The 14,726-nt window shown below is 71.1% G+C and carries 13 protein-coding genes; 5 read left to right on the top strand and 8 right to left on the bottom strand.

From position 1 onward, the window contains the following. Positions 1-214: 214 nt before the first annotated feature. The 5 genes from Sco07f_RS31980 to Sco07f_RS31960 all read right to left on the bottom strand — a co-directional run bounded on the left by Sco07f_RS31980 (position 215) and on the right by Sco07f_RS31960 (position 6,337). Positions 215-1,249, bottom strand: coding sequence for an ABC transporter permease (locus tag Sco07f_RS31980; protein ID WP_007446237.1), 1,035 nt, complete (start codon positions 1,247-1,249; stop codon positions 215-217). Further along, positions 1,246-2,208 carry an ABC transporter permease gene (locus tag Sco07f_RS31975; RefSeq protein WP_108989859.1) on the bottom strand — a complete coding sequence of 321 codons (963 nt, stop codon included), beginning with the start codon at positions 2,206-2,208 and terminating at the stop codon, positions 1,246-1,248. The genes Sco07f_RS31980 and Sco07f_RS31975 overlap by 4 nt, the downstream gene beginning before the upstream one ends. After that, positions 2,201-3,763, bottom strand: coding sequence for a sugar ABC transporter ATP-binding protein (locus tag Sco07f_RS31970; RefSeq protein WP_007446240.1), 1,563 nt, complete (start codon positions 3,761-3,763; stop codon positions 2,201-2,203). The genes Sco07f_RS31975 and Sco07f_RS31970 overlap by 8 nt, the downstream gene beginning before the upstream one ends. Positions 3,764-3,828: 65 nt before the next feature. Beyond that, entirely contained in the window at positions 3,829-4,923 is a 1,095-nt protein-coding gene (locus Sco07f_RS31965; RefSeq protein WP_054100017.1) for an ABC transporter substrate-binding protein, read from the bottom strand. Positions 4,924-5,305: 382 nt separating this feature from the next. After that, positions 5,306-6,337: a LacI family DNA-binding transcriptional regulator gene (locus Sco07f_RS31960; protein ID WP_054100018.1), complete on the bottom strand. Its 1,032-nt coding sequence runs from the start codon at positions 6,335-6,337 to the stop codon at positions 5,306-5,308. Positions 6,338-6,628: 291 nt separating this feature from the next. Between Sco07f_RS31960 and Sco07f_RS31955 the strand changes: the two genes are divergently transcribed. Further along, entirely contained in the window at positions 6,629-8,323 is a 1,695-nt protein-coding gene (locus Sco07f_RS31955) for an RICIN domain-containing protein (RefSeq protein WP_108989858.1), read from the top strand. A 57-nt stretch (positions 8,324-8,380) separates the two neighbouring features. Here Sco07f_RS31955 and Sco07f_RS31950 read toward each other — a convergent pair whose 3' ends face one another. Beyond that, positions 8,381-8,875 (bottom strand): potassium channel family protein, encoded by a 495-nt coding sequence (locus tag Sco07f_RS31950; protein WP_108989857.1) that lies wholly within the window; start codon positions 8,873-8,875, stop codon positions 8,381-8,383. Positions 8,876-9,099: 224 nt separating this feature from the next. On the opposite strand from Sco07f_RS31950, the gene Sco07f_RS31945 reads away from it, so the two are divergent. Then, complete coding sequence (locus Sco07f_RS31945; RefSeq protein ID WP_108989856.1) at positions 9,100-9,564, top strand: SRPBCC family protein; 465 nt, start codon at positions 9,100-9,102, stop codon at positions 9,562-9,564. Positions 9,565-9,727: 163 nt separating this feature from the next. Then, complete coding sequence (locus Sco07f_RS31940; RefSeq protein WP_108989855.1) at positions 9,728-11,113, top strand: cellulase family glycosylhydrolase; 1,386 nt, start codon at positions 9,728-9,730, stop codon at positions 11,111-11,113. A gap of 50 nt (positions 11,114-11,163) precedes the next feature. Here the strand turns inward: Sco07f_RS31940 and Sco07f_RS31935 are convergent, their stop codons facing one another. Beyond that, positions 11,164-11,721 (bottom strand): TetR/AcrR family transcriptional regulator, encoded by a 558-nt coding sequence (locus tag Sco07f_RS31935; RefSeq protein WP_007446246.1) that lies wholly within the window; start codon positions 11,719-11,721, stop codon positions 11,164-11,166. 37 nt (positions 11,722-11,758) lie between these two features. On the opposite strand from Sco07f_RS31935, the gene Sco07f_RS31930 reads away from it, so the two are divergent. Continuing rightward, the gene (locus Sco07f_RS31930) at positions 11,759-13,099 is read left to right on the top strand and encodes an MFS transporter (RefSeq protein ID WP_369695798.1); all 1,341 of its coding nucleotides are present in this window, start codon (positions 11,759-11,761) and stop codon (positions 13,097-13,099) included. Positions 13,100-13,181: 82 nt separating this feature from the next. Continuing rightward, complete coding sequence (locus tag Sco07f_RS31925) at positions 13,182-13,724, top strand: MOSC domain-containing protein (protein ID WP_108989853.1); 543 nt, start codon at positions 13,182-13,184, stop codon at positions 13,722-13,724. A 61-nt stretch (positions 13,725-13,785) separates the two neighbouring features. Here the strand turns inward: Sco07f_RS31925 and Sco07f_RS31920 are convergent, their stop codons facing one another. Then, entirely contained in the window at positions 13,786-14,661 is an 876-nt protein-coding gene (locus tag Sco07f_RS31920) for a glycosyltransferase family 2 protein (RefSeq protein ID WP_108989852.1), read from the bottom strand. Positions 14,662-14,726: the final 65 nt, after the last annotated feature.

Here is a 14,726-nt window from a genome sequence, read left to right as displayed (position 1 = left end):
TGGGCGCGGTCCAGCAGCAAGGACGGTCGCGCGGTCCGCCACCGAGGACGGTCACGCGGTCCCGCACCAAGGACGGTCACGAGGGCCCGCACCAAGGACGGTTCCGGGGCCGTGGACCAGGTCGGCTGCGGGGGTGGCGATCCGCACTGCGGCGGCGTACGCAAAGACGCGGCAGCCGGCCTGCGAGAGGCACGGCTGCCGCGTCCGGGGACCGTCACACGAGTTGGCGTCTGCGTCCCAGCCAGGTCTGGGCGATCACGACGAGGGCCAGGAAGGCGCCGCTGACGACGAGTTGGTAGGAGGAGTCGAGGGATCCGATCTGGTTGATGATGTTCTGGATGACCTTGAGGAGCAGGACACCGACCAGGGAACCGCTGACGTAGCCGAGGCCGCCGGTGAGCAGCGTGCCGCCGATGACGACGGCGGAGATGGCGTCCAGTTCCATGCCGTTGCCGAGGATCGTCACCCCGGAGGCGAGCCAGGCGGCGTTGAGGGCGCCGGCCAGGCCCGCCAGCGCCCCGGACAGGGTGTAGACGGCGATCTTGGTGCGGGCGACCGGCACGCCCATCAGAGCGGCGGCGTCCTCGTTGCCGCCGACCGCGTACACGTGCTGCCCGAAGCGGGTCCGGCGCAGCACCACGGCCCCGGCCACGAACAGCGCCAGCGTGATCCACACGGGGTTGCCCAGGCCGAGCGTGGTGCCCTGACCGAGTTCGGCGAGGAACGAACCCTTGCCGATCAGGTATGTGTTGGCACCCTCGTCGGTGATGGCGAGCATCAGTCCGCGCGCGCCCAGCATGGCGGCCAGCGTGACGATGAAAGGAGCCAGCCGGGAGCGGGCCACCAGCAGGCCGTTGACGACGCCGATCAGGCCGCAGACGACGAGGGGCAGCAGCAGCGCCACCAGGGTGCCGTGCCGTGAGCCCCAGGCCGCCAGCACACCGCCGAGGGCGAACAGGGACCCCACGGACAGGTCGATGCCGCCGGTGACGATGACGAAGGTCATGCCGAGGGCGACGATCGCGAGGAAGGCCGAACCGGTCGCCATGTTCGAGACGTTGTCGCCGGTGGCGAACGAGTCGAAGCTGAAGGAGGCGACGATCGAGACCAGCACCAGCACCGCCAGCGCGCCGTGCTGCTGGACGAGGGCGCTCAGCCGCTCGGAGCGGGCGGAGCCCACCGGTGCGGTGGCGTCCGCCGGTTCGTCGCTCGCGGTGGTCACGGGTGCGTCCGTCTTGGTGGCGGTCATCGCTTCCCCCGTCCCCGTGCCGCGTAGACCGCGCACACGATCACTATGGCCTGGGCGATCTGGGTCCACGAGGGCGGCAGATCGTGCTTGATCAGCGTGGCGGTGAGCAGCTGGATGAGCACCGCTCCGGCCACGGTGCCGGCGATGTTGACGCGGCCCCCGGTCAGCGGGGTGCCGCCGACGACGACGGCGGTGATGGCGGACAGCTCCATCAGGTTGCCGAGCGAGGTCGGGTCGCTGGCCTGGAGGCGTGCGGTGGCCAGCACGCCCGCCACCGCGGCCAGCAGCGCGCAGGCGACGTACACGATGATCAGTACGCGCCGTACCGGGAGCCCGGCGAGCTGGGCGGCGGGGCGGCTGTCGCCGATGGCCAGGAGCTGGCGGCCGAAGGTGGTGCGGCGGACCACGAAGGCGACCAGCAGCGCCAGCGCGGCGGCGATCAGGATCAGGTACGGAATGCCGGCGACGCCACCGGAGCCGAGGGAGGCGAGCGCCGGGTTGCGCAGGTCCTCCAACTGCGGGAGCAGGACGAGGGCCAGCCCCCGGCCACCGACCATGAGGGCCAGCGTCGCCACGATGGGCTGGACGCCGATGAACGCGACCAGCGCCCCGTTGGCCAGCCCCACACCGGCGGCGAACAGGGCCACCACCAGCAGGGCGGGCAGCAGACCGTAGCCGAGGTAGAGGGCCGTCACCGAGGCCGCCAGGGCCATCACCGCGCCGACCGACAGGTCCACGCCCTCGGTGCCGATGACCAGGGCCATGCCGAGCGCGACGATGATGACGGGCGCGACCTGGACGGCCTGGGTGCGGAAGTTCTCCGCGGACATGAAGTGCGGGGTGATGACGATGTTGACGACCAGGAGCAGCGCCACGCCGGCGTACACGCCGTAGGTCTGCAACCACTGCAGGACGCGGGCCCGGTCCAGTGGCGGGGTGCGGAGGGTTGCCTCAGCCATCGGTGGCCGCCTCCTTCGCCGCGTCGTGCGCCGGGTCGCCGCCGCCGGCGATGGTGCGCATCAGCTTGTCCTCGGTGACGTCGTCGCCGGTCAGTTCGCCGACGACCGCACCGTCCTTCAGTACGACCACGCGGTCGGACCCTTCGATCAGTTCCTCCAGGTCGGAGGAGATGAGCAGGACGCCCAGGCCGTCGGCGGCCAGTTCGTCGACGAGTTTCTGGACCTCGGCCTTGGCGCCGACGTCGATGCCGCGGGTGGGCTCGTCCAGGAGCAGCACCTTGGGGTTCATGGCCAGCCAGCGGGCGAGGAGCACCTTCTGCTGGTTGCCGCCGGACAGTTCGCCGACCTTCTGGTGCGGGGAGGACGCCTTGATGCGCAGCCGTTCGACGAAGGTGTCGACGATGCTGTCGACGCGGGCCTCGGAGACCAGGCCGAAGCGGGAGAGGCGGGGCAGCGCCGCGAGCGCGATGTTCTCCCGGACCGACAGGCCCGGGACGATGCCCTCGCTCTTGCGGTCCTCGGGCAGGAGGCTGATCCCCGCGCGGATGGCCGCCGGGGTGGAACCGCCGCGCAGCGGCACGCCGGCCACCGTGATCCGGCCCGAACTCCTCGCGAGGGCACCGGAGACGGCCTTCGCCGTTTCGGTGCGTCCCGAGCCCAGCAGGCCGCCCAGGCCGACGACCTCCCCCGGGCGGATGCTCAGGGAGACGTCGTGCAGCTTGTGCGGGACCGTGAGGCCCTCGGCCTGGAGGACGGGCCGGGTGTCGGCGGCCTGGTGGTCGCCGGAGAACTTCGTCGCCCCCTCCTCGCGGACGTCGCCGAGGTCCCGGCCCAGCATGGTGGACACCAGCGCGAGGCGGTCCAGGTCGGCCAGGGGGCCGTGGTGGACGCGGCGCCCGTCGCGCAGCACGGTGACGGTGCTGCACATGGCGTAGAGCTCGTCCAGGCGGTGACTGACGTACACGACGGCGATGCCCGCGTCGCGCAGGCGCCGGATCACCGAGAACAGGGTCTCCACCTCGCGCGGTTCGAGCGAGGAGGTCGGCTCGTCCATGACGACGATCCGGGCGTCCGTCGCCACGGCGCGGGCGAGGGCGACCATCTGCTGGGCGCCGACGCCGAGGGTGCGCAGGGGCTGCCGCACGTCCACCCGGACGCCGTACGTGCCGAGCACCTCCTCGGCCTCGCGGTTCATGCGGGTCACGTCCAGCATGCCGAAGCGGTTGCGCGGCTCGCGGCCCAGGAAGAGGTTGCGGGCCACGCTCAGCAGCGGGATGAGGTTGACCTCTTGGTAGATGGTCGAGATGCCGGCCTTCTGCGCCTCCAGCGGAGTGGCGAAGGAGACCTTGCGGCCCTGGAAGGTGATGTCACCCGCGTCGGGCCGGTAGACGCCGGTGAGGAGCTTGATGAGGGTCGACTTGCCGGCGCCGTTCTCGCCGATGAGGGCGTGCACCTCGCCGGGGTGCAGGGTGAGGTCCACGTCGTCCAGGGCCCGGACGCCGGGGAAGGTCTTGCTGAGTCCGCGGACGGCGAGGACTTCGGCGGGGGGTGCCACCTGTGCCTCCAGAAAGAAGTGGTGAAAGGGGGCCGGGGCCCGGATGTCCGGGCCCCGGAGGAGGGTCAGTAGGCCTTGCCGATGTCCTGCTTGGCGTTGTCCGCGTTGTAGGCGCCGTCCTGGATGATGATGTCCTGCGGGACTTCCTCGCCCTTGGTGAAGGTGTCCAGCGTCTGGAACGCCAGCGGTCCGAACCGCGGGTTGGACTCGATGACCCCGCTGATCCAGCCGTCCACGACGCCCTGTACGGCGTTGCGGGTGCCGTCCACCGTGACGATCTTGACGTCGCCGGCCTTCTTGCCCGCGCCCTTGAGGGCGGTCACCGCGCCGAGGCCCATCTCGTCGTTCTCGGCGTAGATGCCCTTGATGCCCGGCTTGGACTGGATGAGCTGCTCGGTGACCTGCTGGCCCTTCTCGCGGGAGAAGTCACCGGTCTGTTCGAAGACCACCTTCAGGTCGGGGGCCTTCTCGGCGATCCGCTCCTTGAATCCCTTGGTCCGCTCGGTGGTGACGTTGTTTCCGGCCGAGCCGAGCAGGATCGCGACCTCGCCCTTGCCGCCCGTCGCCTCGATCATCTGGTCGGCGGCGCGCCTGCCCTGCTCGACGAAGTCGGAGGCGATGAAGGAGACGTAGTCCTTGCAGGGCTCGGCGTTGATCTTGCGGTCGATCGTGATGATCGGCACCTTCTTGGCGGCGGCCGCCTGCAGCACCGGGTCCCAGCCGTCGGAGTTGAGCGGCGCGATCACCAGGAGGTCGGCGCCCTTGGCCAGCAGGTTCTGTACGTCGCTGATCTGCTTGGAGAACTGCGACTGGGCATTGGCCGTCAGCAGCTTGACGCCCCGCTTCTTCGCCTCGTCCTTGATCGACTGGGTCTCGGCGATGCGGAACGGGTTGGCCTCCTTCTCCGACTGTGAGAAGCCGACGGTGGCGTTCTTCAGGTCGATCTTCTCGGCGCCGTAGGCGTCGATGGTGCAGGTCTCGCCGCCGGCCTTCGGGGTGGCGACCTTCTGCTCGGCGCCGGCGGCCGTCTCGGACTGCTTGTTGTCCGCGGTGTCGTCCTCCGTCTTGGCGCAGGCGGTCGCGGTCAGAGCCACCGCGGCGGCGAGGGCCACGACCACGGGACGGGCGAGGAGAGGACGACGGGAAGTGGTGCGCTGCATGGTGGTGACCCCGATCCGGGCGAACGCTGAAAGGGAACTGGGGGAACCGAGCGACGACCAGAACCGACCGACCCCCCTCGGCGCAGGCAGTGTGTCCGGTGCGCCGCAAGAGCGTTTTACATCGTTGCAAGGACTCTGTAAACCCCTCGCGCAGGAGACGCGGCGGCGCCCCTGACACCGTCGACTCCCAAGCACCGCACACCTCTTGACGCAGGCCCCGCACTGCCGGAAAACTGAGGCGTCTGCGGTCTGACAACGCTGTCATTGCGCGCGCCGAGCCGCTTCGCTCCCGAGAACCAGCGGGGCCGGTGTCCCCCGTCTCCTGCCTCTGGCCTCGCGTCTCCTGCTCGTGCTCCTGCCGCCGGGACGACGGTCCCGTCCGTCAGCCCTTCGGGCTCCGGTCCGCGGCACGGCGCCCCAGCGTGCTCTCCCGCTCGACCAGGCGGTAGGGCGCCCGGACGCGCTGGGGTTCGGGAGCGGCGCCCCCCAGCCGGGCGAGGACCGACGCCACCGCGAGCCGGCCGATGGCTCCCTTGTCCGGCGACACCGAGGTGAGCGTCACGGCCCCGAACCGCCCCTCGACCACGTCGTCGAACCCCACCACCGCGATGTCCTCGGGTACCCGGAGTCCCCGCGTGTGGAGCACCCGCATCGCGCCGATGGCCATGGGGTCGTTGTAGGCGAAGACCGCGTCGGGACGCCTCCCGGCGTCGAGGATGCGGGTCATGGCCTCCGCACCGTCCGCGTGCCCCCAGCCGTCGGTGGCGGCGACGAGCCCCTCGTCGACCGGGAGTCCGGCGGCGGTCAGTTCCTCGCGCCAGCCGCGCACCCGGAGCTGGGCCGGCTCGTTGCGCCCGCGCCGGGCGCCGATGAACGCCACCTCCCGGCGCCCCAGGGCGACCAGGTGCGCGACGGCGGCGCGGGCGGCGGCGACGTTGTCGATGGCGATGTGGTCGTACGGCAGGTCGTAGTCCCGCTCGCCGAGCAGCACCAGGGGCACCTCCCCGGCGCGGTCGCGCAGGTCCTCGGTCTCCAGCTCGATGGGGCTGAGGATCAGTCCGTCGATGACCCGTGCCCGGAAGCCCTGACTGACCAGCAGCTCCTGCTCGCGTCGTCCGCCGGTGTGGTCGAGGAGGACGGTGTAGTCGTGCTCGGCCGCGGTGTCGATGACGGCCGCGGCCAGTTCGGCGAAGTAGGGGTTGCCGAGTTCGGGCAGGGCGAGCGCGATGATGCCCGTACGCCCCGCCCGCAGGTGACGGGCCGTCAGGTTGGGGCGGTAGCCGAGTTCGTCGATGGAGCGCTGGACGCGTTCGCGCATGGCCGGTGTGACGTGCTGGAAATTGTTCACCACGTTGGAGACGGTCTTGATGGAGACTCCCGCGTGCGCGGCGACGTCCTTGAGGCTGACCCGCACGGCGTTCCCTTCCCTGAGCGGCCCGACTCGGGTGGTCGGTGCGGGTCCGGTGTCGTCACCTTGAGCCGTGTGCCGAGCCTGTGCGCTGGTTTTGCAACGTTATACATCCGTTGTCGTCGCGCTGACAAGGCGTGGCCGAAAGCGGTCTCTCCGCTCCACCGAAGTTCCTCCGGGCGAACGGAGCGCCAGGGGCGGGAAGGCGTCCAGGCCTGTTCTCCCGCCCTGTTTACATCGATGTACATTCGCCTCTACCCTGGCGCGGATTTCCTCCTCGCAGGAAGGAAGACCGTCGTGATCCTCCGCCTGTTCCACTTCCTCGGACGCGCCCGCGCTCGTGTCGCGCTGTGCGGTCTGACCGGCGTCCTCGGCCTGGCACTGGCCGTTCCGGCAGCCGCCGGCGTTCCCTCGCTCCCCTTCTCCTCGACGCCCGTCGCGGCGGACACCACCGCCGCGGCGGCCACCAGGACTCCGTTGCGTGACGGCACGGGTCTCTACCCCCGTGCCGTCCGGCTCGCCCACAACGGCGCGGCCAACGGGCGTGTCCTGGCGAGCGTCGTCACGTTCGACGGAAACAACGGCGTCGGCGCCATCCACGAGAGCACCGACGCGGGCGCGAGCTTCCGCGAGGTCGGCCGCGTCGTCGATCCCGAGTCCGCCGCGGGGCAGGGCCTGTGCTGCGCCACGCTGTTCGAACTTCCCCGGCAGGTGGGCGGGCTGCGGGCCGGCACACTGCTGTGGGCGTCGTCCGCCGGCCAGGACGAACCCGACCGCCGGATGGCGCTGCGGATCTGGCGGAGCGACGACGTGGGGCGCAGCTGGTCCTACCTGTCCTCGTGCGCCGTCGCCGGCGGCACCGGCGGGCTGTGGGAACCGGAGTTCTCCGTGGCCGCCGACGGCGCGCTGGTCTGCCACTACTCCGACGAGACCGACCCCGGGCACAGCCAGAAGCTGGTCGCCGCACGCAGCTACGACGGCATCCACTGGCAGGACCACCACGACACGGTGGCGAGCGGCTGGTCGGAGGACCGGCCCGGGATGCCGGTGGTCCGGAAACTGCCGAACGGCGACTACTTCATGAGCTACGAGATCTGCAACCCGGGCGGCCAGTACCAGTGCGTGGTGCACTTCCGGACGTCCGCGGACGGCTGGAACTGGGGAGACCCCGCCTTCCTCGGGTACCGGCCGCAGACCGTGGACGGCAAGTACTTCCGCGCGGCCCCGACCGTCGCCTGGGCACCGTCACCGGACGGCGCTCCGAACGGGCGGCTGCTGCTGATCGGCCAGCGGCTCCTCAACAGCGACGGCACGCCCGCCGCCGAGAGCGGCCGCACGATCCTCGCCAACACGGAGAACGGCAGCGGGCCGTGGTACGAGATCGAGGCGCCGGTCGCCGTAGCGGCGCCGGAGGTGAACTACTGCCAGAACTACAGCTCGCCCCTGCTGCCGTCCGAGGACGGTCGCCGCGTGCTGGAGATCGCCACCGACTGGGACGGCTCGGTGTGCAAGCCGTACTTCGCCACCGGAAGCGTCACCGGCACCGGTGACGCGGCCGGCGTCGTCGACGGCGCCCTCTACCGGCTGGTCAACGCGGGCAGCGGGCACTGTCTCGACGTCGCGGCCGACGCGCGCGAGCCCGGGGGCAACGTCCAGCAGTGGACGTGCAACGGGCTCGGTCCGCAGGACTGGACGGTGCGCGCCCACGGCGGCGGCCACTTCACGCTCACCGGGCGAAACAGCGGCCACTGTCTGGACGTGGAGAACGGTTCACCCACGCCGGGTGCGAACGTCCGGCAGTGGTACTGCAACGGGCTGGCCGCGCAGGACTGGCGGCTCGAGAACGCGGGCCGCGGCTACTACCGGCTGGTCGCCCGCTCCAGTGGCCAGTGCCTGGACGTCTCCCAGGGTTCGCGGGAACCGGGCGCCAACGTCCAGCAGTGGACGTGCAACGGCCTGCAACCGCAGCTGTGGCGGCTGGAGCGCGCCTGATTCCAGCGGCTCCCGGCGGGGGCCGCCGGGAGCAACGCGGGTGGCGGCTAAGGCCGTTCACGGGCCCGGTCCCCCGCGGTCGTCGTCGAGCCTTCGCTCCAACCGGTCGAACCGCTCGTGCAGCGCCCGGGTCGCCTGCGCGTACGCCTCCTGGGCCGCCTCCTCGGTGTGCCGCACGAGGTGTCCCCGGCGTTCCTGTTCCCTTCCGACGAACCAGGTGGCCAGCGCGGCGGTGACCAGACCGAAGGAGGTGATCCCGGCGACCATCACCACCACGGCCACGATCCGCCCCCAGAAGGTCACCGGATACAGGTCGCCGTAGCCGACGGTCGTCGCGGTCTCCACGGACCACCACAGGGCCCGCGGATAGGTGACCAACTGCGCCCCGGGGGTGCCGCGCTCGGCGAGAACGGCGAGGTACGAACCCACGAGGACCACGATCACCAGGAGGACCGTCGCGGCACCCGCGGCCTTGAGGTGCAGCGACCTGCCGTGGCGTCCGAGCAGCAGTGTGGCCAGCCTGGCCAGGAGACCGGACAGCATGCGTGGCATGCTCCGCCACCGGCCGGGACTCCGGCGCGACAACGCGCCGGAGTGAACCGAACCCACCCGAACGGGGCCCCCGCTCCACCCGTTGGACGGCGCCGACCGGTTCCCGGCCGGGGACTCCTGCCGGCGTCGCTCCGCCGCCCGGGTCCGGCGCCGACCGCGGACCGTCCTTCGCCGCCACGTCGCGGGCGTCCCCATGGGCATCCGCCGTGTGTAACGTGGAGTGCATGAAGCCTGTCACCGTGTCGATCGGCGTGCCCCAGACACCCGAGCAGGTCTACGACTTCCTCGATGTCATGGCTCACCACGAGCGATTCACGGATCACTACCTGACCCACTGGCGCTACGACGGCCCCGCCCGCGGCATCGGCTCGCGCGCCGCGGTCACCGCCTCACTGGGCGGCGCGAAGACCGACGTCGTCATCGAGGTGGTCGAGGCCGACGCGCCGCGACGCATCGTCGAACGCAACGTCAGCGCGGGCGGCCGGCGGCTGGCCCACGGGACCTACACCGTCGAACCGCTGCGCTCCGGCGGGACCGCCGTCTCGTTCACGTACGCCTGGGTGCGCACTCCGCTCGCCGACCGTCTGCTGGCACCCTTCGTGCGCGGCACGATGCGGCGGGCCAACCGCACGGTCATGCGCCGGCTGGCCGCCGAGCTGGACCGCCACGCGTCCGCCACCGGCGCCTGACAACGGCAAGGACCGGCCACCGCACCGCGGTGGGGAACAGTCGGGCGGTTCCACATCTGTCGCGCACCGCCTCGCAGGTGTACGGTCTCGGGCCGACGGCCTTTGGGAGCGCTCCCATCGACGTCCTGTCCTGTCATGCGCACGCCAGAGAAGGAGAATCGCGTTGAAACGCCTTTTGGCCCTACTCGCGACCGGCGCATCGGTCGTCGGTCTCACAGCGCTGGCCGGCCCCCCGGCGCAGGCCGCTGCCGGCTGCTCGGTCGAATACACCGTCACCAGCCAATGGTCGGGCGGCTTCCAGGCCGGCGTGAAGGTCACGAACCTGGGTGACCCGGTCACCGGGTGGACGCTCGGGTTCACGATGCCGGACGCCGGACAGAAGGTCGTCCAGGGGTGGAACGCGACCTGGTCCCAGTCCGGTTCCGCGGTCACCGCCGACGGCGTCGACTGGAACCGCACCCTGTCCACCGGCGCGTCGGCCGACCTGGGATTCGTGGGGTCCTTCACCGGCTCCAACCCGGCGCCCGCCTCCTTCGCGCTCAACGGCGTGACCTGTACGGGGTCCGTCACCGATCCACCGACGGACCCCCCGACCGACCCGCCCGCGACCGGCACCCCGGTCGCCGTCAACGGGCAGCTCCACGTCTGCGGCGTGCATCTGTGCAACCAGTACGACCGTCCCGTACAGCTCCGCGGCATGAGCACGCACGGCATCCAGTGGTTCGGCCAGTGCTACGGCGACGAGGCCCTGGACGCCCTGGCCGACGACTGGAAGTCGGACCTGCTCCGCATCGCCATGTACGTGCAGGAGGACGGCTACGAGACCGACCCGGCAGGGTTCACCGGTCGGGTGAACGCCCTGGTCGACGAGGCCGAGGCACGCGGCATGTACGCGGTGATCGACTTCCATACGCTGACGCCGGGCGACCCGAACTACAACCTCGACCGCGCCAAGACGTTCTTCGCCTCCGTCGCCGCCCGCAACGCGGACAAGAACAACGTGATCTACGAGATCGCCAACGAGCCCAACGGCGTGAGCTGGGCGGCCGTCAAGAACTACGCCGAGCAGGTCATCCCGGTGATCCGGGCCGCCGACCCGGACGCCGTCGTCATCGTCGGCACCCGCGGCTGGTCCTCGCTGGGCGTCTCGGACGGCTCCAACGAGAGCGAGGTGGTCGACAACCCCGTGAACGCGACCAACATCATGTACGCGTTCCACTTCTACGCCGCGAGCCACAAGGACGCCTACCGGTCCACGGTGAGCCGGGCGGCGGCGAAACTGCCTCTGTTCGTCTCCGAGTTCGGCACGGTGAGCGCCACCGGCGGAGGCGCCGTGGACCGGGCGAGCAGCACCGCGTGGCTGGACCTGCTCGACCAGTTGAAGATCGGCTACGCGAACTGGACGTACTCCGACGCCGACGAGGGCAGCGCCGCGTTCAGGCCGGGCACCTGCAACGGTACCGACTACAGCGGCAGCGGCGTGCTGACCGAGTCCGGGGCTCTGATCAAGAGCCGTATCAGCACCCCCGACAACTTCCCGACGAGTTGACCCGCGGCGGGGATCCGGAGCCCGCCGGATCCCCGTCCCCGTGGGCCGGGTCAGCGGTGCCGGTCGACGACGGCGCCGACGACGGCGGCCACGTCCCCGCGCTCCGTGGGCCGCAGGTCGACCGAGTTGTGGATGGAGAATCCCTCGATCAGGGCGTCGAGGGCCCGTGCCGTGAGCGGGTCGAAGTGTCTGGCCAGCGAGTCCCTGCTGGCTCCCATCCAGGACCGCATGACGGCGCGTACCTCGGGATGGCGGGTGGCGAAGGCGTAGAGCTCGTAGCTGAGCAGGAGGTTGCGGTCGGTTCCCCAGACCTTGCCGCAGATGATCTCGACGACCGCCTCCTCGGCCTCCTGCCGGGTCCGCGCGGCCTCCAGAAGGGCGCCGTAGCGCGTGGAGACGGTCTCGGCGAGCCGGGTGAAGGCCTCGGTCAGCAGGTGCTGCATGTCGTCGAAGTAGTAGGTCAGTGACCCGAGCGGCACCCCCGCCGCCTCGGCGATCTTGCGGAAGGTCACTTTGATGGCGCCGTGCTCGGCGATGACGTCGAGCGCGGCGTCGAGGATCCGTTCACGGCGCAGGGGGTCGTTGGGGCCACGGGTGCTGCCTGTCATCGCCGTTGTCCGCCTTGTCTTCTCGGTCGCCGTCCCGATGTGTACATTTGTTCATACTCGGTGGGTGACGCGGGTTCGTCGCCTGCCCGTCCTTCATTGTCTCCAACACCGGCGGAGCCCTTCCTTGACAGACCGTGCCGTGCGCCGACGCCGCCGGGCGCTGTACCTCTTCTTCTTCCTCAACGGCATCGCCATGTCCTCATGGATCACGCGCACCCCGGACGTCCGGGACCGTCTGGGCGTGTCCACGGGGCAGATGGGGCTGGTGCTGTTCGGTCTGTCCGTCGGGTCGATGGCCGGCATCCTGTGTTCCGGCCGTTTCGTGTCGCAGTTCGGAACCAGACCCGTGACGGCGTTCGGCACACTGTTCGTCGTCGCGAGCGTGGTCGTCGTGGGCGCGGGCAGCGCCCTCGGCTCCGCGCCCCTGGTCACCGCGGGGCTGTGCTTGTTCGGCGTGGGGGTCGGATCGGGCGAGGTGGCAATCAATGTGGACGGTGCCGACGTGGAAAGGATCACCGGCAGGGCGGTTCTGCCCACGCTGCACGGGTGTTTCAGCCTGGGCACCGTCATCGGCGGCCTGGCCGGCATGGCGGCCACCGCTGCGGCGTTCCCCGCCCACTGGCACCTCCTGGCGGTGGCGGCGGTGACGGCCGCGATCTTCGGGTACGCCATCGGTGCCGTCCCGGCCGGGACCGGGGTCCGTGCCGCGGCGCCCGCTTCGAACTCCACGCGGCCCGCGGGCCCGCAGGTGTGGAAGGACCGGCGGCTCCTGATGATCGGGGCCATCGTCCTGGCCATGGCACTCGCCGAGGGCGCCGCCAACGACTGGCTGCCACTGCTCATGGTCGACGGCCACGGCCTCGACGCCGCCGTCGGCTCGCTCGTCTTCGTGGGGTTCGCCGCGGCGATGACCCTGGGACGCTTCGGCGGCGCGTTCTTCCTCAGTCGTCACAGCCGGGCGACCGTCGTGCGGGCCAGCGCGGTCTCCGGGGCCATCGGTCTGTGCCTGGTCATCTTCTCCGACAACGCCGTCGTGGCCGCGGCCGCCGTCCTGTTCTGGGGACTGGGCGCGTCCCTGGGCTTTCCGGTGGCCCTGTCGGCGGCGGGCGACTCGGGGCCCGACGAGACCGCCCGCGTCAGCCTCGTGGCGACGATCGGCTACATCGCCTTCCTCGTGGGGCCGCCCACCCTCGGCTTCCTCGGCGACCACTACGGCCTGCGTCCGGCGATGCTCGTGGTCCTGGCCTTCGTCGCCACGGCCGTCCTCGCGGCCCCGGCCGCCGGTACCCGTGTGACCGCCCGGGGGACAAGCGGTACCGGCCGGGGCACCGACGCCGCGGGAGCCGACGTACCGGATCCACCAGCGCTTCGGTCATGAACCCTCGCACCGTGCGGCTCGCCCCGACCGGACGACGGGCTAGGGTCGTGACTGATCAGTGTCAACGGGAGGGGCGTCAAGGATGAGCAGCACGGTCACGGCGGTCAGCAGCAACGGCACGTACTCGTTCACCAAGCCGAACCGGGACAGCATCACGCTCCTGGCCGGACTGGGCGTGGAGGGCGACGTACACGCCGGTGTGACGGTCAAGCACCGTTCGAGGGTCGCTCAGGACCCCACCCAGCCAAACCTGCGCCAGGTCCACCTCATCCATGAGGAACTCTTCGCCGAGGTCGGCGCGGACGGATTCGCGGTGGCGCCCGGTGAGCTCGGCGAGAACATCACCACCCGCGGCATGGACCTGCTGGGTCTGCCGGTCGGCACGCTGTTGCGCGTCGGCGACGACGCCGTGCTGGAGGTGACCGGGCTCCGCAATCCCTGCCTGCAGATCGACGCGTTCCAGGACGGCCTCCTGAAGCGGGTCGTCGGCCGTGACGAGGCCGGGAACGTCGTGCGCAAGGCCGGAATCATGAGCGTCGTGAAGCGCGGCGGCACGGTGCGGCCCGGTGACACGATCACAGCGGAACTTCCCAGCGAGCCGCACCGGCCCCTCGACCGCGTCTGACCCCACTCCCCCGGCTGTGGGCCCGGGGCGTCGCCTCTCGGAGTGAGCCCGGTCCGGACGGTCAGACGACCGGTGGGCGGCCCAGACGCGTCATCCGGGCCACGGTCGCCCACCGCATCGGCCGACGCGGACCACCGGGCGCACGCACCCCTTCGGCGAACCCGGCCGCCCAGGCCCGCAGACCGCCCCACGACCGGGCCCGCGCCAGGGTCAGCAGGGTCCAGGACGCGAGGTAGGCCGGGACGAGCGGCACGGGCAGGTGCCGTTTGGCCAGCCACACCCGGTTGCGGGCCGTCATCCGGTAGTACACGGCGTGCCGGGCCGGTGACGTCCAGGGGTGCTGGAGCAGCAGCGACGGTTCGTACACCACCCGCCATCCGTCGTCGAGCGCCCGCCACGCGAGGTCGGTCTCCTCGTGTGTGAAGAAGAAGGCGTCCGGCCAGCTGCCGATCCGGTCCAGCATCCGCATCGCCAGCGCGTGCCCGCCGCCCAGGAACGTGGTCACCTCACCGCCGCGCAACGGGTCCCCCGACCGCAGCCGAGGGACGTGCCGGCGCTGGGTGCGGCCGCGCTCGTCGGCGATCCGGAACGACACGATCCCGAGCCGCCGATCGGCCTCGTACATCGAGGCCAGCTTCTCGAACACGTCCGTGTCGACGAGCAGTCCGTCGTCGTCGAGGTCGACGACGACGTCCACGTCCCCGCATGCCCGCAGGTGCTCGACGGCCGCGTTCCGGCCGCCGGAGACGCCCAGGTTCTCCTCCAGTACCACCCCGGCCACCCCCGCGGGCAGCTCCGGCAGCGGGCTTCCGTTGCCGATCACCACGACGCGTGTGGCCGGGAGTGTCTGTCCGGCCACCGAGTCCAGCAGCGCCCGCAACTCGGCGGGCCGGTTGCCCATGGTCAGGATGGCGATTCCCAGACGAGGGTGGCTCACGGGCGAACTCCGATCGACGTCGCGGCCGACGCAGCCTATCGGCCCGTCCCCCCGCGGCGCGTCCG

The sequence above is a fragment of the Streptomyces coelicoflavus genome, assembly GCF_003112555.1.
GTDB classification, from domain to species: Bacteria; Actinomycetota; Actinomycetes; order Streptomycetales; family Streptomycetaceae; genus Streptomyces; species Streptomyces coelicoflavus.
This window is presented reverse-complemented; position numbering and strand designations above follow the sequence as displayed.

Excerpts from the sequence above, each read along its gene's own strand:
- Sco07f_RS31980 (WP_007446237.1), bottom strand. The coding sequence starts at position 1,249 with ATGACCGCCACCAAGACGGACGCACCCGTGACCACCGCGAGCGACGAA.
- Sco07f_RS31975 (WP_108989859.1), bottom strand. The coding sequence starts at position 2,208 with ATGGCTGAGGCAACCCTCCGCACCCCGCCACTGGACCGGGCCCGCGTC.
- Sco07f_RS31965 (WP_054100017.1), bottom strand. The coding sequence starts at position 4,923 with ATGCAGCGCACCACTTCCCGTCGTCCTCTCCTCGCCCGTCCCGTGGTC.
- Sco07f_RS31950 (WP_108989857.1), bottom strand. The coding sequence starts at position 8,875 with ATGCCACGCATGCTGTCCGGTCTCCTGGCCAGGCTGGCCACACTGCTG.
- Sco07f_RS31945 (WP_108989856.1), top strand. The coding sequence starts at position 9,100 with ATGAAGCCTGTCACCGTGTCGATCGGCGTGCCCCAGACACCCGAGCAG.
- Sco07f_RS31935 (WP_007446246.1), bottom strand. The coding sequence starts at position 11,721 with ATGACAGGCAGCACCCGTGGCCCCAACGACCCCCTGCGCCGTGAACGG.
- Sco07f_RS31930 (WP_369695798.1), top strand. The coding sequence starts at position 11,759 with ATGTGTACATTTGTTCATACTCGGTGGGTGACGCGGGTTCGTCGCCTG.
- Sco07f_RS31925 (WP_108989853.1), top strand. The coding sequence starts at position 13,182 with ATGAGCAGCACGGTCACGGCGGTCAGCAGCAACGGCACGTACTCGTTC.